Raw genomic sequence first — 19,923 nt, 5'->3', positions numbered from 1 at the left:
CTCATCCGGTTCCATCCCGGAGCCGGCGATCAGGCCGATGCCGCCCTCGCGAGCCACCGTGCCGGCCAATCTGCCGGTCGACACGCGAATGGCCATGCCACCCTGGATGATCGGGAAGCGCGGCCGCAGATTACCTATGGAAAGCCGTGGAAGGATCTTCACTGAACACTCGTTTCAAGTCACTGAAGAGGCCGCCCGACGGGCCGAAAGGCCCGGCAGGCAGCCTCTTCCTGTCTGGAGAGGCCTCAGGCCTTCTTCTTGGCGATGTAGTCGACGGCGTCCTTGACGGTCTTGAGCTTCTCGGCGTCCTCGTCGGGAATCTCGATTCCGAAGTGCTCTTCGAGATCCATGACCAGCTCGACGGTATCGAGGCTGTCAGCGCCGAGATCCTCGATGAAGCTGGCTTCCATGGTCACCTGCTTCTCATCCACCTGCAGCTTGTCGACGACAATGCGCTTGACTTCCTCAAAGTGATTAGACATGACGACCTCCTGTGGTTGTGTGCAAATATTCTGAGAAAATAGAGTCAGTTATATAACTCAGGACATTACCATTCCGCCGTCCACGGTGAGAACCTGGCCGGTGATATAGGACGAGCGATCCGACGCCAGGAAGGACACGGCGTGAGCGACGTCGGTCGGCAGGCCGAAGCGGGCCATCGGAACCTGCGCAAGCATCTGCTCCTTGACCTTGTCCGTGAGGACGGCGGTCATGTCGGACTGGATGAAGCCAGGCGCGATCGCGTTGGCGCGGACGCCGCGGCTTCCGAACTCCTTGGCGAAACTCTTGGTGAAGGCGATGATGCCCGCCTTGCTGGCGGCATAGTTTGCCTGGCCGGCATTGCCCATCAGGCCGATGACGGACGCGATGTTGACCACGCTTCCGCGTTTCTGCCTGAGCATGACCTTGCACGCGGCGCGCGACATCAGGAAGGTGCCGGTGAGGTTGATCTTCAGCACGAGGTCCCACTGTTCGTCGGACATGCGCATGATCAGCCCGTCGCGGGTGATGCCGGCATTGTTCACGAGAACATCGAGGCTGCCGAGTTTCGTGACGGTCTCGGCAACGAGCTTGTCGGCATCGGCCGCTTTCGACACGTCGGCGACGCAGGTTTCGACCGTGCAACCTGCCGCGACAAGCTCGGCACGGGCTTTTTCGAGCCCCTCGGCGTTCACGTCGGAGAGCATGATGGCGTAACCGTCGGCCCCAAGCACACGGGCGATCTCGAATCCGATGCCGCGAGCGGAGCCTGTCACAAGAGCGACCCGGCGGGTCTGGGACGTTGCTGCAGAAGCGTTCGTTGTCATGCGTTGCCTCGCGTCTGTAAATGTTCGTTATCTGCCAGGCGTAATCGGATGCTGCATCCTCACGCCGGAATGGGCTTTTTTACACGATTCCGGACGGGTTGTCAAGTGAACCGCTCCGCTCAGGAAGCGGCTTTCGCCTGGCCGAGCAACGCCGAGAAGCTCTCCGGATCGCCGGCAGCAGCCAACTCCGCGCTCGGTGCGATCTTCTTGATCAGGCCGTTGAGCACCTTGCCGGAGCCCAGCTCGACGAACCGGCCGACTCCGTCGGCGACCATCTGTTGGATCGTGTCTTCCCAGCGCACCGAGCCAGTGAGCTGTTCCAGCAACTTGCGCCGGAAGTCAGAAGCGGCGGTCGTCGGGGCGGCATCGACGTTGGTATAGACAGGCACCTTCGCATCGCGGAACGTGACACGTTCGACGGCTTCGGCAAGCGCGTCGCGCGCCGGCTGCATCAGGGGCGAGTGAAACGGTCCCGATACAACGAGCGGCATCACGCGTTTGGCCCCTTTTTCCGAGGCAAGCTTGCCGGCCTTGGCCACGGCCGCGGCCGCGCCGGAAATGACCAGCTGGCCGGGGCAGTTGTAGTTGGCGACGACGCAGACACCCTGGTCGGAAGCCGCGGCGCAGACATCCTCGAGGATCTTCCGGTCGAGGTTCAGAATCGCAGACATCGCGCCGACACCGGCCGGGCAGGCCGTCTCCATCGCGCGGGCGCGGGCATCGACCAGCCGCAGGAGATCATCGTATCCGGCGACGCCGGCTGCATAGAGAGCGGCATACTCGCCTAGACTGTGGCCGGCGACCGCATCGAAGGCGACGCCGTCGCGGCGGGCAGCCTCGACCATCAGGGCCGAGGCGAAAAAAATGGCGGGCTGCGTGTTGATGGTCAGCTTCAGGGTTTCTTCAGGCCCCACGAAGCACGCCTCGGTGAGCTTCCGGCCGAGAACGGCGTCGGTATGGGCCGCCATTTCGGCCGCCCACGGATATGACGCCACCATGGCGTGCGCCATCCCCACCTTCTGGGAACCCTGTCCGGGAAAGACGAAGGCAGTTTTCATGCGTTCGCCTCCTTCGCCAGATCGGCTGCGGCAGGCGCTGCCCGAAGGGCCGACATCTGCGCGGCTATCCGTTCGAATTCCTTGAAAAACTGCGTTTCCAGCTTGTCGAAAATTGCCGAGCATGGCTCGCAGGTTTCCAGCATGCCGCTGATCTGACCGGCCATGACCGACCCATCCTCGACGTCGCCCTCGACGACGGCCTTGCGCAGGCTGCCCTTGGCCATCTCGTCGAGCTGCTCGGGAGTCGCGCCCTTGAGTTCGGCCTCGACGTAACTTTTCGCAAGCTTATTGCGGATGACGCGCACGGGATGCCCGGTCGTGATGCCCGTCGCCACGGTATCGCGGTCTTTCGCCTGAGCGACGACCCTCTTGTAATTCTCATGCACCTGGCACTCGTCGGAAAGGATAAAGCGAGTGCCCATCTGGACGCCTTCTGCGCCGAGCGCGAACGCCGCCAGGATGCCGCGGCCGTCGCCGATGCCCCCGGCCGCGATGACAGGAATCGAAACCGCGTCGACGACCTGCGGAACGAGCACCATCGTGGTGACTTCGCCGATATGGCCGCCCGACTCGTTTCCCTCGGCGATCACGGCGTCGACCCCGGAGCGCTCGAGCCGCTTCGCAAGCGCGACGGCTGAAACGACCGGGATGACCTTCGTTCCGATCTCCTTGAACGCCTTCACGTACGGCCCCGGATTGCCGGCTCCGGTCGTGATGACCGGAACGCGCTCTTCCAGGCAGACGCTTACGTTTTCCGGCGTCTGGGGCATGAGCAGCATCAGATTGACACCGAAAGGCTTCTGCGTGCGGGATTTGATTTCCCTGATCTCGCGGCGGAGATCGTCGGGCATCATCGAGCCCGAACCGAGCACTCCGAGACCGCCGGCATTGCTCACCGCGGCAACGAGGGAAGCCGAGCTCACCCAGGCCATGCCGCCCTGCAGGACCGGATACTTGATACCAAGAAGGTTCGTTATTCGAGTGGAGATCATACGGGTTCCTCTCTGTCAGGGGTAATTGGAACGCAACGGTTCAGGTACAAATGAAACCGGCGCAGGGAGCTCCCCGCGCCGGGCGATTATCTTGTGATCACGATGCCGCCGAAGATCCGGCTTCGCCGTGCAGGCGGCTCGCGATATGCTTCACGACATCGGATGCCCCATACTGGGCCGCGAGATGTATAGCATTTGCAATAGAAGCAGCCTTGAACTTGCCGTGGCAGACGATCGAGCAACCGCCGATGCCGAGCAGAGGGGCCCCGCTGTATTCCGGCGCATCCGTCCGCACACGGCGGAGGTTTCCGAGAACCGCGTTCGCCATCTCGGCAGGAATGCCGGCTTTCGCCACGCCCTGCTTGATCGTTCCCATGATGAGATCCGAGAGACCTTCGCTGGCTTTCAGCAGGATGTTGCCGACGAAGCCGTCGCAGACGACGACGTGGGCATGCCCCTCGAACAGGCTGTCGGGTTCGACGTTGCCGACGAAATTCAGTGTCCCGTTCTGCTTCTCGAGCAGTTCGTAGACGGACTTGGTCAACTCGTTGCCTTTTCCCGCCTCGCCGCCGATGTTCAGCACGCCGATCTTCGGCTTCTCGACGCGGCAGATGGCCTCGTAATACGAGACGCCCATATGGGCGAACTGCACGAGATGGTTCGGGCGGCAGTCGACGTTGGCGCCGACGTCAAGCACGAGCACGCCGTTTCCCGAGGCGGTCGGAAGCATGACGGCGATGGCGGGACGCTCGACACCGGGCACACGCCCGATCTCGAGCAGGGAAGCGGCCATCTGCGCTCCGGTGCTTCCCGCGGAGAGGAAGCAGCTCGCGCGGCCTTCTTTGACCAGGCGCGCGGCGACCGCCACGGAGGCGTTCTTCTTCTTGCGCAGCGCCGTCGTCGGCGACTCGCCCATCTCGACCATCTCGGGCATATCGATGACTTCGCACCGGCTTTCGGCCTCGGGCCAGACGGCAAGAATGTCGCTCCGGCGCCCGACGAGCATCAACTCGGCCTTGCCGGACTCGAGATACTGTCTGGCGCCGAGAACGAGTTCACGGGGCGCGAAGTCCCCGCCCATGACATCGATGGCGACTTTCATTCGTCAGGTGTCAGGGAGCGTCCTGGCTCAGGCTTTCTCGACGTCGAGAACCTTGACCTTCTTGTTGTAGTGACCGCACGCCGGGCAGACCCGGTGGGCGAGCTTGGTTTCAAAGCACTGCGGGCATTTCGCGAGGGTAATCTCGGGAGCGCGGTAGTGATTCCGCCGATTCCGCTGGCTCATCTTCGATACACGATGCTTCGGACACGCACCCATGGTAGTTCCTCCAGATCAAAAATAGGGATGAAGTTCTGCCACTATAGCAGAAATCGGCCTCCGAGTCAAACGCCGTTCACGCGTTTGTACCCCTGACGGTTTCCGGCGGCCGCTGCCGAAGACGCGCGAAAGCGAGAATGCCGCCGAGCGCGATCGAGAGATACGCAGCCACGAGCACCCGGTACTCGGCCGGAAGCAGGAACGTGACCGTGTGCGCCGGAATCCAGAAGAGCGGTATGGTTCTCAGGAGGACGAACGAGACGAAGCCGGTCCAGTCGATACGACTCATGACCGATTCGAGCCTCACTCCGGCAATCCCCGACAGCCGCCCGCGGCCGGCGTCGATATACCCGTCGGTCACCCGGTGGAAGGCCATGAACACCGGCGCGAAAATGAGATTCATCAGCGCGCTCGTCCAGAACGCACGTGAAAGGTCGGCCGCAAAGCCTTCGGAAAACGACGGCAGCAGTCCCTTGCCGATCGCGGCCGCCGTGCCCGCGGCGAAGAGGTCGAACACGAGAGCGAACGCGACACCGAACAGGCCCCAGACGAAGAACCGCCATCCCAGGCCGGTCGGAGCAGCCCAGGTGCCGCCGGAAATGCGCCGCGCCAGCCACTCGCCCATCGTCGCAAGAACGCCGACCTTCGCGAACCCCATCAGGTAGGGATGCGCCCGCGTCGCGGCGATGAACGCCTCGTGCGTCTGCGGAACCAGCAGACACCCGGAAATTCCTGCCAGAACGACAACCCATACGACATCGCCTATCCGCATCGCAACCTCACATACTTATCAATATATTACGGCGCATCGCGATGCGCCCAGTTCACTCCAAACCTTGCCGGCACGTCAGGCAACGGGGCCGCGCCTCGTCGTCGCACCGCCTTCCCGGAAAATCACAGCGGGTGGGAGGCGGGAACGCCGTTGCGGCGCGGATATGCGGCCGGCACCGGCGACCGTTTCTCGATCAGAACGAACCCGCGCGTGAACGGCAGGAGAGGCGGCTCGAAGGTGAACGTTCGCACGTTCTCGTGCCTGACTCCGAGAATCTGCATGGCCTTCCCGGCCTCGGACATTTCTTCCTGCAAGGCAGGTCCTTTGTATAGCAATAAATATCCACCTACCCGGACCAGGGGAAGGCACAGTTCCAAGAGGATGCGGACGGAGGCGACCGCACGCGTCACCACGAGGTCCATCTTCTCGCGGAATGCGGCATCGCGCCCCAGTTCTTCAGCCCTCGCCAGAACCGGCTCGAGATTGTCGATCCCGGTTGCTGATTTCATGCGGCCCACGAAATCGACGGCCTTTCCCTTCGCGTCGACGGCGTACACGCGGCTTTGGGGAAGCGCGATGGCGAGCGGCACGGCTGGAAATCCTCCGCCCGTGCCGATATCGAGAATCGTGTGCGCCTCCTTCCAGCACGGAAGGGCCGCGTTCGTCCCGAGGGGCGCCAGGGCGTCGAGCACGTGCTTCGTCGCGATCTCCGCCGGTTCCTTGATTTTCGAAACGCTCGAATACAGTGGGTCGGCGAGCATGCAACCGCACCACCGTTCGAGTCGTCCCCGGGTCGCCGCATCGAGATCGAGGCCCAGGGGGCTGAAATACTGTTCAATATATTCAATTACAGCCATTCGCCGTTCTCCAAGATGGTATCGATTCCCGCATGACAAAAGCCGATTTTGCATTCCCGTTCGCGCAGTGCCTGTCGAAGCACGAAAGGCTCTCGCCCTCCGAAAAGCTCAGGGCGAACGGGGAATTTTCATGCTGCAGAGTTCAATACAATATACATTATATAGTTTTTCACATGCCAATCCAGCGAGCAGTCATGCATCATCCTCCCTTGCGACCGGCGTCCCCTGCAGTCGCTGGCTCCCGGCCGCGTTTCAGGGCGGCAAGGACAGCCGCAACATCGGCAGCGCGCACGCCGGGAATCCGACTCAACTCGCCAAGCGTCCCGGGCCTGACGGCGGCGATCTTGAGGCGGGCTTCCGTCGAGACGGCCGCCGGAAGTTCCTGCAGGAGGGATTCCGGAAGCCTCAGCTCGCGAAATTTCTCGAGGAGTTCGAGTTCACGCTCCTGCTGGATCGCATAGCCGGCGTATTTCACCCGGGCTTCGAGCTCGATGAGCGAGAGCCGATCGAGTTCCGCGAGTTCCGGAACGAAGCCGGCCAAGGCCTCGAGCCGGACTTCAGGCCGCTTCAGCAATTGTTCGAGCGAAGTTCTGCCCCGAACCGGACCGCCGGAGCCGCACGGGATCTCCTGCGCTTCGGCCTCGTCGACAGTGCGCCCCGCGAGGAGCTCCCCGACTGCGTCCTGCCAGCGCTGTCTTTCAAGCAGGGCTTTCCGGCGTTCCTCCGAGATGAGTCCGGCGGCAAACGCCGTATCGGCGAGCCTCGCCTCGGCGTTCGACATGCGCAGCTGCAGGCGCCACGGCGATCTCGACGTGAAGATGCGGTACGGTTCGCCGAGAGGTTGCGTGGTGATTTCTTCGACCATCAGCCCGAGATAGGAATCACGGGCGGACAACACGACCGGCTGTCGCCCCAATGCGATCGCGGCCGCGTTCGCTCCCGCCAGCAGCCCCTGGGCCGCGGCCTCTTCATACCCGGACGTGCCGTTCAGCTGCCCCGCGAGAAACAGGTTCGGAACCCGGCGCGACATCAACGTCGGAAACAACTCGCCCGGATCCGCCATGTCGTATTCGATGGCATACCCCGGCCGCGTCAGCCGCGCATGCTCGAGCCCGGGAAGAGTGCGAACGTATTTTTCCTGCACCCCTTCGGGCAGACTGGTCGACATGCCCTGCAGATAGATCTCGCGGCCGTCGGCGCGTTCCGGCTCGAGAAACACCTTGTGGGCTGATTTCTCTGGAAATTTGCTCACTTTGTCCTCGATCGAGGGGCAGTAGCGCGGCCCCGTCCCGGAGATGCGGCCGGAGACGAGGGCCGACTCGTGAATATGCGCCCTGATGACCTCGTGCGTTTTTTCGGTCGTCCGCGTCAGGAAACAGGGCATGCGACCGAGGGGCTTCGAGCCGTCCGACCAGAGGGAAAACGGCGGCGTTTCCACCTCGTCGTCCTGACGTTCGAGGCCGGACGTATCGATGCTCGACGCGTCGATACGCGGCGGCGTGCCGGTCTTGAAACGCCGCATCGGGAGGCCGAGCCGCTCGAGGCACGCTCCAAGTTCGTCCGCCGGCGGCTCGCCGGCCCGGCCTGCGCCGAAGCTCGCCCGGCCGATGTGGATCACCCCCCGCAGAAAGGTGCCAGGCGCCAGGATCACCACGGGGGCGCGGAACACATCGCCCATCATCGTCCGAACCCCGGCGACCCGGCCGTTTTCGACAAGAACCTCCGTCACCGTTCCCTGGGCGAGATGCAGCCGGGAGTGCGTCTGGAGCGTTTTTCGCATCCGGCGCGAATAGGCTTCCTTGTCCGACTGGACGCGGATCGCCTGGACGGCGAGGCCCTTGCGGGTGTTCAGCAGGCGGGCCTGCACCTGCGTCTCATCGGCGATACGGCCCATCATTCCGCCGAGGGCATCGATTTCTCGCACCAGATGGCCTTTGCCCTGGCCGCCTATGCTGGGATTGCAGGGCATCGCGGCAACCGCGTCGATCTGGATCGTGAGAAGGAGCGTTTCCGCGCCGCATCTGGCCGAAGCGAGCGCGGCTTCGCAGCCGGCATGTCCCGCTCCGACGACGATGACCTGGGCGTGGGGAATCACTTCAGAATGGTCAGGGCTTTTGCGGCAAACGAGCTGACGAGTTCGCTCGGATCGTCGATCAGCACCTTCATCAACTCGACGGCATGAGGCCCCCGCTTGCGGGCGAGCAGCTTCGCGGCCGCGAGCCGCACGCCGTCGTTCGCATGTTGGGCCGCGAAATAGATCAGAATGTTCTGGTCGTCGCCCATGATGAACGGCAGGTCCCTGATGGCCTGCGCCGCATCCTCGTCAGCCCCGGACATCAGGCCATTGTAGACGTGGACCGACCGCGCTTTCTGGAATTTCACACCCGGGGGAAGCGGCACGACGGGCTCGGGCATTCCTGCCAGTTTCGGTTTTGCAGGGGGCTTTTCAGCGACTGCCGGAGCCGCGGGCGGTTCCACGACCGCAACCGGACGTTCAACTGGAACTTCTTCCGACGGCTTCTCCAGGAGACCCGAAGGGGCCTCGGCCTCCGGAGCAGGAGGAAGTTGCAGAGGTTCCTCTTCGGGGGGAGTCGCCTGCACGGGTGATGCCTCTCCCACATGCAGCTCAGGCTCTTCGACAGAAGGTTCGGAAAGTTCCTCCGCAACCGGCTCTGCAACCGGTTCTGCAGAAGGCATCTCCGGCCCGGGCACCGGCTCCGGCTGTGCCGCCGGCGTGATGAGGGCAACGGGCGGCGCGCCCACCGGACCGATGGAAACAGGCTTCAATTCTGTTTCTTCGGGGGCCGGGGCAGCGATCGGAACCACGACCTCGCGCAGAGGTGTGTTCTTTATCTTTTCCCAGAGACCTTTCGCAACCTGGGCAACGACGCTGTCGGCATCCTCGGTTGTCGCCACCAGCGCCTCGCGGGCGACCGTATTGTTGATCTTCGCGAGCGCCTTCAGAACGCTCAGCCGGATTCCCTGGTTCGTGTCTTTCAGCGCCGCCTTCAACAGCGTCAACGATGCCTGATCGCCGATCTCGCCCAGGGCGAAGATCACGCTGTCCCTCAACCAGACCTCCGAAGATCGAAGCATCGAGCGCAGGGTCGAAAACGCCTCGGGATGCCCGCACTTCACCAGGAATTTCGCGGCATTCACCTTGACGCGGTTTTCCGGATCCTGCAGGAGCCGCTCCACATCAGGTTCGCAGCTTCGAATCGAACACTCCTCGATCACCTCGACCGTATTCGCCCGAACGCGCGCATCGCTGTCGGTGAGGCAGACTCTGATTGTCGAGACGCCCTGCTCGCCGGCAAGCCTTGCGAACACTTTCACCAGGCCGGATTTGACGATGACGTCCTTCTCGCGCAGCAGGACCTGCTCCAGCTGTTCCACTTCGAGGGCGGAACTCGTCTCCATGATGATCTTCAGCACCAGGAAACGGCGCTGGGATGAGAAATTCGAGAGAACGAGAAACGGAAGCACCTGGGGCGGAATGCGTGGATCCTTGATCGTCAGCAACCCCTGGAGAGCGGTCAGGGCCACCTCTTCGTGGACCTGGCGCGACAGCCAGAGTAACTGGGTCAGATGCCCGGGCGGCCGGTTCCGGACGAGAAAGCGCGTATGCTCCAGCATTTCGGGAATGCTCTTGATCTTTTCCGGGTCGGGAAGCGACGGATCGACCTGCTCGTTCAGGAACGGCGCCTCGATCACGAGCGCCTTCGTGCCGCGTCTGCCCGCCGTTGCCGCGGGGGTCTCGCCGACCGGCTCGAGCAGCGACGTATCGATTTCAGGAATATCTCCCGAGATGGCCGGCAACTCCATCGGGGGTTCAGCCCCGGAGGCCGGGGGCGCGTTCGTTTTCGCCGGCGCTTTCACGGCCGGCGGCGTTCCGCCTCCGATCTCTTCCAGGAGTCGTCCGGCCGACGTTCTGACCGCCTCATCGGTGTCTTCAAGCATCTGGGACAGCAGCTTCGCCTTCTCCTCGCCGGAAATCGAAAGACTCGGAATCTGACTCACGGAGCGCAGGCGCACCTCCGCGGAGATGGAACGGAGGTTCTGGATGATCAGATCCTGCTGACGCTTGGGAATCATCGTGGTTTCCTCATTTTTCCGGCGTGGATGGACGGTCAGCGTCGCTGCCGAACAACGCCCACAGGATAGCAAGGTCGGCACGTCCGAGGCAACGGGTTCGTGCCGCCTGGGCAATATCGTCGAACCGCTTCGACGCGAGCACCTCGCGGGCGCCCGCAGACAGCGCAATTTCACGGCCGGCCGGTAGTTCCAGTGGCAGTTTCAGCAACTCGAGACGTCTCGTTTCCTCCATTCGCTCCGACTCTCTCGCAGCGTAGCCGCGATACTTGACTCCGATCTCGAGCACGTCGACCTCATCGGGGGCATGAAGTCCCGGCGCGAAGCCATCCACCAGAGAAGAAAGATCGTCGTATCTGACCCCGGGCCGCTGGAGGATTTCCGCGGCTGACACCCGTTTTTTCAGGCCTCCCGTGCCGGTCTCGGCCAGCTTTTCGGTCAACGCGGCCGTGGGCGTCACCCGGAATTCGTCAAGCCGCGCCGCCTCGGCAGCGATTCTCGAAAGCCAGCCGGAAATGGCCGCGTGTCGGTCGTCATCGACGAGCCCGAGAGCGTGTCCCGCTCCGATGAGTCTGGCTTCTGCGGTGTCGTCGCGCAGATGCAGGCGAAACTCGGCGTTGGCGGGGGTGATCCGATAGGGTTCGGGGTGGTCCCAGGTCGCCAGGTCGTCGATCAGGACGCCGATGTACCCGTCCGCCCGCGAAGGCGCGAACGCCGGTCTTCCGAGCGCAGCCAGAGCCGCGTTGGCGCCGGCGATGAGGCCCTGGGCGGCCGCTTCTTCGTATCCCGACGTGCCGTTGATCTGGCCCGCCGAGAACAGCCCGTCGAGGACCCGTGAAGCCATGGTCTTTCTGAGGCACCCCGGCGCGAGGGCGTCGTATTCGATGGCATAGCCGTACCGCACGATCCGCGCGTTCTCGAGGCCGGGAACGCTCGCGACGACGTCCCGCTGGGCTTCGGGCGGCATGCTGGTCGTGAGGCCCTGAAGGTAGACCTCCCCCGATTCCCGGCCTTCCGGCTCGACGAAGATCTGGTGTTTCGTCATCTCGGGGAATTTGAGCACCTTCCGGTCGATCGACGGGCAGTGCTTCGGCCCGACGTTCGTGATGTTGCCGACGACGAGCGGGCTGTCGGCGATATGCCGCCTGACCGCCCGGATCGTGCGATCGTCGGTGAACGTCAACCAGCAGGGAAGCTGGTCGTCGAGACGCCGAAGCCGGTGTTCCCACAGGAAGCCCCCGGCGAGCGGGTCGCCGGGCATCTCCTGCATCTTCGAGCGATCGATCGATTCGCGATCGAGCCGGGGCGGGGTGGCCGTCTGCAGCCTTCTCAGCGGCACTCCTGCGGTCACGAGCGAGTCGGAAAGGCCGATCGCGGCTCTCTGCTGGTGCGGACCGCCCGGCCGGCTGTCGCGACCGACGATGATACGGCTCGCCAGATACGTTCCCGTCGCAAGCACGAGATTGTCGCAGGTGAAGCGGATACCCGTTTCAAGCTCCACGCCGCGCACCCGGCCGCCCTCGACACGAACGGAGGTAACGTGGCCCTGCCGGAGCGTCAGCCCCTTCGTGGAGAACAGTGCCCGAAGCATCCGGTCGCGATAGAGTTCCTTGTCGGCCTGAGCGCGCCGGGCCCGGACTGCCGGCCCCTTCGACGTGTTCAGCCACTTGAGCTGGATGCAGGTTTCATCGATCGCCGCCGCCATTTCGCCGCCCAGAACGCCTATTTCGCGTACCAGGTGACCTTTTCCCGGACCACCGATGCTGGGGTTGCAGGGCATGAGAGCCACGGTGGAAAGGTTCATCGTCAGCAACAGCGTCGGAACGCCGAGCCGGGCGGAGGCGAGCGCAGCCTCACAGCCGGCGTGGCCGGCGCCGACGACGATGACGGGAAAATGCGTCGCGTCGTTCATTTCCCGATGCAAAACCGCTCGAAGATCCGGTCGAGCATCTGGAGGTCGGCCGTCTCGCCCGTCACGCGGCCCATCTGCCGCACCGCCTCCTCGATCTCGAGCGCAAGCATGTCGTCGTAGAGCGCGCCAAGTCCGGCCTTGGCTCTGGAGACGGCGCCAAGGGCTGCCTCAAGGGCCTGCCGCTGCTGAGCCCCAAGCAGAAGCATATCATCAAGAATATCAAGCCCCGCCTGACGAACCAGGACATCGACAGCTTCCGCCAATTCGGGAAGGCCGTCTCCGGTCGTCGCGGAAAGCCGAACGACCGGCCATTCGTCGGGCAGGCGCCGCGGCGTTCCGCTTGCCGGAAGATCGCTCTTGTTCAGCGCGACGATGACCGGCCGCCCGGCGCCCGTAAGAAGTTTCACGACCTCCGCCTCGCCCTCACCCGCCCCCGCGGAGCCGTCAAACACGGCGACGATCGCGAACGCATGCGCCATGGCCTGCTGCGTGCGACCGATGCCGAGCTCTTCGATCGGGTCGTCGGGTTCGCGCAAGCCCGCGGTATCGACCAGCCGGAGCGGAATGCCATGCAGGGAAAGCGTTTCCTCGAGCGTGTCGCGCGTCGTTCCCGGGATCGCGGTTACGATCGCACGTTCCCGGCCCAGCAGCGCGTTCATCAAACTCGACTTGCCGGCGTTCGGCGGGCCGGCGATCACGATCCTGAGACCGGCTGCCACCTGGTCGCCGTGCCGGGCCGAGTCCGCGAAACGCCGCAGATCGAACTCGGCCGCGGCCAGTTCGCCCCGGATCAACTGCGGATCGAGATCTTCGATCGCATCTTCCGGGAAGTTCAGACCCGCCTCGAGCTGCACCAGAAGATTGAGAAGCCGTTCTCGAACAGCCCGGATGCGCTTCGCCGGCGTTCCCTCCAGTTGGTTCACCGCCACCCGGATCTGTCCGGGGGTCGTCGCGTCGAGCAGTTGCGCCGTCGCCTCGACGTCCATCAGGCTCATCTTGCCGTGGAGGAAGGCCCGGCGGGTGAATTCTCCCGGTTCCGCCCCCCGCGCGCCGGCGGCCAGGATGACCCCCAGCAGCCGGGACAGAACGGCCGGGTTGCCGTGGCCGCCGATCTCGGCGAGGTCTTCGCCGGTATACGACGACGGGGCCAGAAACGTGTTCACGACGACCCGGTCCACGACGAGACCGTCGGCGGGATCGACGATATCTCCGGCATACGCGGAAAAAGCCGCGGGAAACGCTCTACGCCCCCGCGGCCGGAATATCTTCTGCAGGATCGTGCCGGTGTCTGGTCCCGACATCCGGATCACGCCGATCGCCGATCGACCGGCCGGCGTGGCCACGGCTGCAATCGTGTCACTCTTCGTCGGAGAAGTCCTCCATGAACATCGGGACGGACTTGCCCTTCTGGCCGCCGGCCGTCTCGCCGGGTTGCCGCTGGGACCGGTCGGAACCGTAGTTCCCGCGACCGCCGGAGCGCGGCTTCCTCGGAGGAAGCGGTTCGGACGAGCCGGCGCCCTTCGCCGGTGAAATCACGACGCGCCGCATGGGTTCGGTTCCCTTGGAGAAGGTTTCGATGCCGTTGCGGTCCTTGAGGGCGAGGTGGATGGTGCGGCGATCGAGGGTCGACATCGGTTCGAGTTCGACGGGACGACCGGAATCGATGACCTTGTGGTACATCCGGTTCGCCATCTGGACGAGGCCCTTGTGCCGCTTTTCGCGGTATCCCTCGACGTCGATGACGATCTTCGCGCGGCCTTCGCGGCCCTTGTTCGCGATGATATTGACGACGTATTGGAGCGCGTCGAGCGTGCGGCCGTGCTTGCCGATCAGCTGAGAGACGTTCGCCCCGCCCGCGTCGATCGTCCAGACGCCGTCTGCGACGCGGTCGGTCAGTTCGACATCGGTGACGCCGACGAACTCGGCGACGTGACGGACGATCTCGTGAACCCGGCCATGCATCGGATGATCGGTGCCGAGGGGCCCCTGCCTGACGGCATGGCCGGGCGCCACGTCGCCGTCCTCGAAATCGAACTCGTCACCCTCTTCTTGCCGGGAGGCCGGTTCGGCCGCCGGCTTTGGCGGTCTCGCCTGGCGGACGGGCTCCGGAGCGGGCCTGGCGGGCCGGGGGGCCGGCGCTGCGGTCTTCGGCTCTTCCACGGCCGCGATTTTCGTTTCGACCGTGAATCTCATGCGGATCTCGGGATTGCCGATGGCGGCGAACAGACCGCGGGCCGGCGCCGCAAGGACTTCGCGGCCGGTGATCGTCTCGTTCGGCTTCAACTCCCGCTCGATGAGCTGGATGGCTTCGTCTTCGGAACGTGCGGTGATTTCGATGAATCGCTTCATGGGGTCGTTTTCTCCTTCGCGGCCGACATGATCCTGTTGGCCTGAATCTGCTGGATGATACCGATGACACTGCTCGTGAACCAGTAGACGAGAAGACCGGCCGGCAGAGACCAGGTGACGACGAACATGAACATCGGCATGAACGCCATCATCTGCTGCTGCTGCGGATCCATGTTGCTCGTGCCCTGCTGGTAATACATCAGCGCGGCGATCGCGATCGGCAGTATCAGATACGGGTCGGCCTTCGAAAGATCGGCCATCCACAGGAACGGCATCTTCCGGAGCTCGACCGCGATATTGATGGTATTATATAACGCAATCAATATGGGAAGCTGGAGAAGCATCGGCAGACAGCCGCCCAGGGGGTTCACGTTGTGCTTCTGATACAACTTGAGAACTTCCTCGTTGAACTTCTGGGGGTCGTCGCGATGCCGGTCTTTCAGATCCTGGACGAGGGGCTGCAGCTTCTGCACCTGGGCCATCGATTTGGTCGACTTGAGCGTCAGGGGATACAGCAACAGCCTGACGACGATTGTCAGGAACATGATCGACATGCCGAAGTTCGGATAGATCGCGTTGAAAAATTGCAGGATGCGGAGGAGCATGGTGCTCAGGAAGCCGTAGTCGGTGACCGTGTCACGCTTGATGGCGAGGAGCTCATCGAGCAGTTTCGGCCCGAAATATATCTGGAAGGAAAAGCTCTTGCCCTCCTGCGGCTTGAGGGTGAACGAGGGGATCGACACGGTCACCAGCTCCCCTTTGAACTCGCGCTTGCGGGCATCGTCCGATTTGACCGGGAACCCCGAAGCGCCCAGCCTGACCTGCTGTTTCGCGTCGATCAGCATGCAGAAATACGTCGTCTTGAGGCCGATGCCGGTATATCCGCCAGCCTGCGTCTTCTTCATGAAATCTTCGGGCGTCGTGAATACATCCTGCCCCTCGGGCTTGAGGGCCAGGATCGACGACGGATTGAACGGGTCGAGGAAGATGCCGGGACCGTAGCTGATCGTCAGGCCGTTCTGCCGGCCGTCGTCCAGTTCGATCAACTGCCCCGAGAGGTTCGTCAGGACATACGATATTTCGAAATTATAGCCTTCGGGATTGAACGTATATTTCTTCACGATCGCCACGTCGCCGGCGGCGCCTCTCTCGGGCGAGACATTGTTGCAGGTGGCGGTGACGACGATCCGTTCATTCGTCCGTTCGGCAACGTCGATCGTATAATTCGTAAAATAATACGACCGGCTTCCGACGGTCGCCGCGAACGGCGCGATCGTCGAACTGGCAAAGGGGTATCCCGCATCCATCAGAATCGGCGGGAAGAGGTTTTCCTCGAAGTTGATGCCTTTCAGATAGTAGACCGAGATGTCGCCGGTCTTGCTCGACAGAATGATGCGAAGGCGTTTCGTCTCGATCGTGGCGTCGGCAAGGCCGTCTCGGTCGACGTCGGCAATGTCGACCTTCGCGGACGGCCCGGTCTGAGCGTGAAGGACCGCCGGCGCCATCGCCAGAAGCAGCAGCGCCATCGCCAGAACCGCTCCGGAGAAGCGCAGAAAACGTGTGACGAACGGAGCGACCGCGAACCTTGTGACGTGAGATGGCACTGGACAGCCTCCGGAACAGGATCGATTGGAATGGGATGATCCCGACCCCCGGTCAGGGTACAGGATCGAATCCTCCGGCATTGAAGGGATTGCAGCGGAGGATTCGGTACAGACCGAGCGCCCAGCCTTTCAGAAAGCCGTAACGTTCGATGGCTGCATAGGCGAAACGCGAACACGTCGGTTGAAACCGGCAGTGCATTCCCATGAAGGGGGAAAGCCAGCGCTGGTACAACCGGATGAACGCAAGACTGCCGCGCACGGCATACCCGTGACGGATGATTTCCCGGTGATGATTATCAGGCATCGTCGCCCGCTTTCACCGGTACACGCGGGGACCCGCCAGAAGCATCGCCGCGCCGGATGCGCCGCAACGCCCATCCGATCGTCGAGCGGATCTCGGCATACCCGATATCACTGCACTTGCGGGCCAGACAGATGACCATTTCGATTCCCGGGGCGCGATCGTCCGACAGGCGCAACACCTCGCGGACGCGGCGTCTGAACGTGTTGCGCTCGACGGCAAAGCCGAACCGGCGCGGGACGGAGATCCCATACCGAAACGCATCATCGGATGTCAATCGGTAGTAGAACCCGAGGCCCTGCCTGAAAAATCGGCGTCCTCCGGCGAAAACGCGGTCGAACTCGGCACGCGTCCGCAGCGAGCAGAATGTCCGGCGAGGGGGCATCCCCGCGCTCGGAGGCTCAGAGACAGATGCGCTTGCGCCCGATCAAGCGGCGGCGCTTGAGAACCTTGCGGCCGGAAACCGTGGCTGCCCGCTTGCGATATCCGTGCGTCTTCTGGCGTTTGCGTTTGTTGGGATTATACGTAAAGCTCATGGGTCGTCTCCTTCACAATTAACCGTAGTGGAAGTTGCTAATATATACCACGACGGTACAACTGTCAACTCCCTGATTTCCCTGAAATCAAGTCTCCTGCCTCACTTGCAATCGCCGAGGAGATATCGTATAAATCCCGTCGAGAGATCTTGGATCACCACGGACGTTGGAATTTTTCCCCGCACGCGGGATGAATTCCCCGCCCTCGGGCTCCGTGACGACCACATTCGCACAGGACCGTTCAACATGCAGAAGCGATCCCGCAACTCCGGAAGAAGGGCCGGCTCGAGGGGGCAGGTCCTGGTTGAAATGGCTGTTGTCATGCCGTTTTTTCTTTTGGTCATTCTCGGAGGAATCGTCGATTTCGGCATGGCATTTCATAATTTTGTCGTTCTTCAGCAGATCGCCGACGACACGGCCCGGTATGCAGCCGAGGAAAATGGTCCGCACGGGTTCACCACCGTTGGGCCGATCAGCCGGTATGCCCAGACGAGAAAGCCCTCCTGGTGGACCGGGACGTTCATCGTCCACCCGCCCGAGATCATCCCTCTCGAGACCCCCGCTGAATCATCCACCCCAAAGGCGGTTCGCGTCACGATCAGCTACTGCTCGCCGACGTATACGCCGTTCTACCACACGATGTTCAATGCCGTTTCCGGCTTTTCCTCGATCCGCATTCAGGCCGCAGCCGCATATAAAATTCCTCGGATTCTCATAACGCGATGAGAAGAGCCACCAATTCCCGGCGCGCCATCGCCGCCCCGAACTCGTCAAGAAACGCCCGGCGAAAGGTTCGCTTTCCCAGGACCGGAGCCATTCTCATCGTCGTTGTCTGCGGAGCGGCCCTGTTTCTCGGCCTTCTCGCTCTCGTCACCGATATCGGGTGGACGTATTACCATCAACTCAAGCTTCAGACGGCGATCAACGCGGGATGGAAAGCGGGATTCGACGAACTGCTCGCCCTTCGCGCCACCAGCGGGGAACCGGTCGGCCAGGCCCGTTTCGACCGGGTCGCTGCCCACGTCCGTTCCGTCGTCGCTCTCAATTACCCTGACGCACCTCCACCGGAAGTGACCGTCACGTTCGGCAAGCCCGATCCTGATACTCCTACGCCCGCCCTCGACCTCACTGTCTTCGGCTCCAGGAACGTCCCCCTGTTCTTTGCGAACATGTTCGGCATTTCTTTTTTCCGGGTCCAGTCGATACGATCAAGCGAATCTGACTTCCAGATGGATCCCGGGATCATTCCCATCGCGATTCCCCATGGCGAGGTAAAAGAGCCGCACCCAGGGCTGTATCAATGTGCCCTTTTTTCAGAGAATGAAGGGTTCGTTCACGGAAAGGAGTATCTTCTCCATCCGGGAACCAGTTTCGTGAATACCGCCTCCTCCGCCCTCCACCCGGACCCCGGGCTCAACAAGATCCAGAACACGGGCGCCATCGACCCGGACAACAAACCTCGCAGCGGCGACACCGAATTCGCCGGCAGGCTCAGGAACGGCTTCCAGCTGCCCCTCCAGATTCATGACCGGATCATTCTTCAGCCCGGCATCCCGCCCGACACGACCGCCTCGATGATCGCCGCCCACATCGCGAGCGGAACGACCCGCGCCATTTTCCCGATAACCGACATTCCCCCGGAAGTGGCCAGCGCGGCTGCCAACCTCGGCGCCCGGACGATCTACGACTTGAAGGGACTGGACTCCCCCGATGGCGCTTACAGCCCCGCCGAATATTCTTTTACAGCCGCGATCAGAATCATCGGCTTTGCCGAGTTCGAACTGACGAACCCCGGAAATTCAGGTCATGGGCAGATCCATGGCCGTTTCCTCCGCTATATCATCAAACCCGGCGGTTCAGTGATCGAGACCACCCGAAAAATGGGCTCGGAATGAATATTTGGGCATAAGATTTGCATTCTAGGTTATGATACATTATTGTACATACTGAGGATATATATGGATTTTTCTCGTGAGTCGATCGGAACCCGTTGTCCGACCACAAAAACTGGGGTGAATGAGGTGTTGCCATGAAAAGAAGCAGAGGAAAAAACGGACAGTCGATGGTGGAGCTGGCTCTCGTCCTTCCCGTATTGGTGATGATTCTTTTGGGCGGAATCGTCGATTTCGGTTTTGCCTTCTACAACTTTATCACCCTTCAGCAGATCGCAAATGACGCCGCCATGTTTGCTAGCAACCCCTATATCCCCGGGCAGACTCTCCCAAGTCCAACCGGCCGGACCGACGATGAAGTTAGAACATTTACTCAAGCGAAAATACCTCCCAACTGGGGGACAATCCCGACATCAGACATTGTCCTGCAAACGACAACCAAGACTGATGATGCTTACCCAACAAAGCCTTTATACTATCGAAGGGTCACGCTGACGTATCATTCACCCCTTTACACTCCCTTCTGGAAAGCGGTCTGGGCAGACATTCCCTTGCGTGCTTCCGCTATTTTTCAAGTCCCTCGAAGTGTTCTCCCATAAAGGATCAACAAAATGAGGCAATTCATTATGAAAAAACATCGTCATTCAGGCCAGGCACTTGTGGAAATAGCCATTGTCCTGCCGCTTTTCATTATGATTTTTATCGGCATCATTGACTGTGCAAGGGCGTTTCATTGCTGGTCGTCCATCAACCACATGTGCGTCGAAGCCGGCAGAATAGCCTCTCAACGAAAAAACTTCAGGGTCGCCGTCACTCTCTTCAGGCCCGACACGCACGCGCCAATGAAGGAGGTCGTGGATGAATTCTGGAGATACAAATCGGCTCTTCGCTATTCGGCGTGGGTAGGGTAGAATCAACGATCCATCGTCTCTG

Annotated in this window: 21 protein-coding genes; 3 read left to right on the top strand and 18 right to left on the bottom strand. The window is 62.1% G+C overall.

Translation table 11 applies throughout. The features are described 5' to 3' along the window. Window positions 1-245: 245 nt before the first annotated feature. The 17 genes from PLU72_18920 to rpmH all read right to left on the bottom strand — a co-directional run bounded on the left by PLU72_18920 (window position 246) and on the right by rpmH (window position 17,098). Window positions 246-482, bottom strand: a complete 237-nt coding sequence (locus tag PLU72_18920) for an acyl carrier protein (GenBank protein HOT30259.1) — start codon at window positions 480-482, stop codon at window positions 246-248. A gap of 57 nt (window positions 483-539) precedes the next feature. Further along, on the bottom strand, window positions 540-1,307 hold the full coding sequence (fabG, locus tag PLU72_18915; GenBank protein HOT30258.1) for a 3-oxoacyl-[acyl-carrier-protein] reductase: 768 nt from the start codon (window positions 1,305-1,307) through the stop codon (window positions 540-542). 119 nt (window positions 1,308-1,426) lie between these two features. Beyond that, a complete protein-coding gene (gene fabD / locus PLU72_18910) occupies window positions 1,427-2,365 on the bottom strand; it encodes an ACP S-malonyltransferase (GenBank protein HOT30257.1) in 939 nt (312 codons plus the stop codon). Next, entirely contained in the window at window positions 2,362-3,357 is a 996-nt protein-coding gene (fabK, locus tag PLU72_18905; protein ID HOT30256.1) for an enoyl-[acyl-carrier-protein] reductase FabK, read from the bottom strand. Before fabK ends, fabD begins: the two co-directional genes overlap by 4 nt. 97 nt (window positions 3,358-3,454) lie before the next feature. Beyond that, window positions 3,455-4,459 (bottom strand): phosphate acyltransferase PlsX, encoded by a 1,005-nt coding sequence (gene plsX / locus PLU72_18900; GenBank protein HOT30255.1) that lies wholly within the window; start codon window positions 4,457-4,459, stop codon window positions 3,455-3,457. A 27-nt stretch (window positions 4,460-4,486) separates the two neighbouring features. Further along, on the bottom strand, window positions 4,487-4,675 hold the full coding sequence (gene rpmF, locus PLU72_18895) for a 50S ribosomal protein L32 (protein HOT30254.1): 189 nt from the start codon (window positions 4,673-4,675) through the stop codon (window positions 4,487-4,489). A 76-nt stretch (window positions 4,676-4,751) separates the two neighbouring features. Continuing rightward, the gene (locus PLU72_18890; protein ID HOT30253.1) at window positions 4,752-5,447 is read right to left on the bottom strand and encodes a hypothetical protein; all 696 of its coding nucleotides are present in this window, start codon (window positions 5,445-5,447) and stop codon (window positions 4,752-4,754) included. A gap of 122 nt (window positions 5,448-5,569) precedes the next feature. Next, on the bottom strand, window positions 5,570-6,304 hold the full coding sequence (rsmG, locus tag PLU72_18885) for a 16S rRNA (guanine(527)-N(7))-methyltransferase RsmG (GenBank protein ID HOT30252.1): 735 nt from the start codon (window positions 6,302-6,304) through the stop codon (window positions 5,570-5,572). A 199-nt stretch (window positions 6,305-6,503) separates the two neighbouring features. After that, window positions 6,504-8,399, bottom strand: coding sequence for a tRNA uridine-5-carboxymethylaminomethyl(34) synthesis enzyme MnmG (gene mnmG / locus PLU72_18880; GenBank protein HOT30251.1), 1,896 nt, complete (start codon window positions 8,397-8,399; stop codon window positions 6,504-6,506). Further along, complete coding sequence (locus tag PLU72_18875; GenBank protein ID HOT30250.1) at window positions 8,396-10,399, bottom strand: HEAT repeat domain-containing protein; 2,004 nt, start codon at window positions 10,397-10,399, stop codon at window positions 8,396-8,398. Before PLU72_18875 ends, mnmG (PLU72_18880) begins: the two co-directional genes overlap by 4 nt. A 10-nt stretch (window positions 10,400-10,409) precedes the next feature. Then, entirely contained in the window at window positions 10,410-12,308 is a 1,899-nt protein-coding gene (gene mnmG / locus PLU72_18870) for a tRNA uridine-5-carboxymethylaminomethyl(34) synthesis enzyme MnmG (protein HOT30249.1), read from the bottom strand. After that, window positions 12,305-13,651, bottom strand: coding sequence for a tRNA uridine-5-carboxymethylaminomethyl(34) synthesis GTPase MnmE (gene mnmE, locus PLU72_18865; protein HOT30248.1), 1,347 nt, complete (start codon window positions 13,649-13,651; stop codon window positions 12,305-12,307). Before mnmE ends, mnmG (PLU72_18870) begins: the two co-directional genes overlap by 4 nt. Window positions 13,652-13,664: 13 nt before the next feature. Next, window positions 13,665-14,657 (bottom strand): RNA-binding cell elongation regulator Jag/EloR, encoded by a 993-nt coding sequence (jag, locus tag PLU72_18860; protein HOT30247.1) that lies wholly within the window; start codon window positions 14,655-14,657, stop codon window positions 13,665-13,667. Next, window positions 14,654-16,261, bottom strand: coding sequence for a YidC/Oxa1 family insertase periplasmic-domain containing protein (locus PLU72_18855; GenBank protein HOT30246.1), 1,608 nt, complete (start codon window positions 16,259-16,261; stop codon window positions 14,654-14,656). The genes jag and PLU72_18855 overlap by 4 nt, the downstream gene beginning before the upstream one ends. A 52-nt stretch (window positions 16,262-16,313) precedes the next feature. Continuing rightward, the gene (gene yidD, locus PLU72_18850) at window positions 16,314-16,565 is read right to left on the bottom strand and encodes a membrane protein insertion efficiency factor YidD (protein ID HOT30245.1); all 252 of its coding nucleotides are present in this window, start codon (window positions 16,563-16,565) and stop codon (window positions 16,314-16,316) included. Continuing rightward, complete coding sequence (rnpA, locus tag PLU72_18845; protein HOT30244.1) at window positions 16,558-16,947, bottom strand: ribonuclease P protein component; 390 nt, start codon at window positions 16,945-16,947, stop codon at window positions 16,558-16,560. The genes yidD and rnpA overlap by 8 nt, the downstream gene beginning before the upstream one ends. 16 nt (window positions 16,948-16,963) lie before the next feature. Next, entirely contained in the window at window positions 16,964-17,098 is a 135-nt protein-coding gene (gene rpmH, locus PLU72_18840) for a 50S ribosomal protein L34 (protein ID HOT30243.1), read from the bottom strand. 246 nt (window positions 17,099-17,344) lie between these two features. Between rpmH and PLU72_18835 the strand changes: the two genes are divergently transcribed. The 3 genes from PLU72_18835 (at window position 17,345) to PLU72_18825 (ending at window position 19,589) form a co-directional block, all read left to right on the top strand. Then, window positions 17,345-17,824, top strand: coding sequence for a pilus assembly protein (locus PLU72_18835; protein HOT30242.1), 480 nt, complete (start codon window positions 17,345-17,347; stop codon window positions 17,822-17,824). Then, a complete protein-coding gene (locus tag PLU72_18830; protein HOT30241.1) occupies window positions 17,821-18,993 on the top strand; it encodes a hypothetical protein in 1,173 nt (390 codons plus the stop codon). The genes PLU72_18835 and PLU72_18830 overlap by 4 nt, the downstream gene beginning before the upstream one ends. 134 nt (window positions 18,994-19,127) lie before the next feature. Then, entirely contained in the window at window positions 19,128-19,589 is a 462-nt protein-coding gene (locus PLU72_18825) for a TadE/TadG family type IV pilus assembly protein (GenBank protein ID HOT30240.1), read from the top strand. A 45-nt stretch (window positions 19,590-19,634) separates the two neighbouring features. Here the strand turns inward: PLU72_18825 and PLU72_18820 are convergent. Continuing rightward, a partial coding sequence (locus tag PLU72_18820; GenBank protein ID HOT30239.1) for a hypothetical protein occupies window positions 19,635-19,923 on the bottom strand: 289 nt, incomplete at its 5' end.

Source organism: Candidatus Ozemobacteraceae bacterium (assembly GCA_035373905.1).
In the GTDB taxonomy this organism is placed as follows: domain Bacteria; phylum Muiribacteriota; class Ozemobacteria; order Ozemobacterales; family Ozemobacteraceae; genus MWAR01.
Note: the sequence above shows the minus strand (reverse complement) of the source record. Positions and strands in the feature narration are given on the sequence as shown.

Coding starts and splice junctions, on each gene's coding strand:
- PLU72_18920 (HOT30259.1), bottom strand. CDS start 482: ATGTCTAATCACTTTGAGGAAGTCAAGCGCATTGTCGTCGACAAGCTG.
- fabG (HOT30258.1), bottom strand. CDS start 1,307: ATGACAACGAACGCTTCTGCAGCAACGTCCCAGACCCGCCGGGTCGCT.
- fabD (HOT30257.1), bottom strand. CDS start 2,365: ATGAAAACTGCCTTCGTCTTTCCCGGACAGGGTTCCCAGAAGGTGGGG.
- fabK (HOT30256.1), bottom strand. CDS start 3,357: ATGATCTCCACTCGAATAACGAACCTTCTTGGTATCAAGTATCCGGTC.
- plsX (HOT30255.1), bottom strand. CDS start 4,459: ATGAAAGTCGCCATCGATGTCATGGGCGGGGACTTCGCGCCCCGTGAA.
- rpmF (HOT30254.1), bottom strand. CDS start 4,675: ATGGGTGCGTGTCCGAAGCATCGTGTATCGAAGATGAGCCAGCGGAAT.
- PLU72_18890 (HOT30253.1), bottom strand. CDS start 5,447: ATGCGGATAGGCGATGTCGTATGGGTTGTCGTTCTGGCAGGAATTTCC.
- rsmG (HOT30252.1), bottom strand. CDS start 6,304: ATGGCTGTAATTGAATATATTGAACAGTATTTCAGCCCCCTGGGCCTC.
- PLU72_18875 (HOT30250.1), bottom strand. CDS start 10,399: ATGATTCCCAAGCGTCAGCAGGATCTGATCATCCAGAACCTCCGTTCC.
- mnmG (HOT30249.1), bottom strand. CDS start 12,308: ATGAACGACGCGACGCATTTTCCCGTCATCGTCGTCGGCGCCGGCCAC.
- jag (HOT30247.1), bottom strand. CDS start 14,657: ATGAAGCGATTCATCGAAATCACCGCACGTTCCGAAGACGAAGCCATC.
- yidD (HOT30245.1), bottom strand. CDS start 16,565: ATGCCTGATAATCATCACCGGGAAATCATCCGTCACGGGTATGCCGTG.
- rnpA (HOT30244.1), bottom strand. CDS start 16,947: ATGCCCCCTCGCCGGACATTCTGCTCGCTGCGGACGCGTGCCGAGTTC.
- rpmH (HOT30243.1), bottom strand. CDS start 17,098: ATGAGCTTTACGTATAATCCCAACAAACGCAAACGCCAGAAGACGCAC.
- PLU72_18835 (HOT30242.1), top strand. CDS start 17,345: ATGCAGAAGCGATCCCGCAACTCCGGAAGAAGGGCCGGCTCGAGGGGG.
- PLU72_18830 (HOT30241.1), top strand. CDS start 17,821: ATGAGAAGAGCCACCAATTCCCGGCGCGCCATCGCCGCCCCGAACTCG.
- PLU72_18825 (HOT30240.1), top strand. CDS start 19,128: ATGAAAAGAAGCAGAGGAAAAAACGGACAGTCGATGGTGGAGCTGGCT.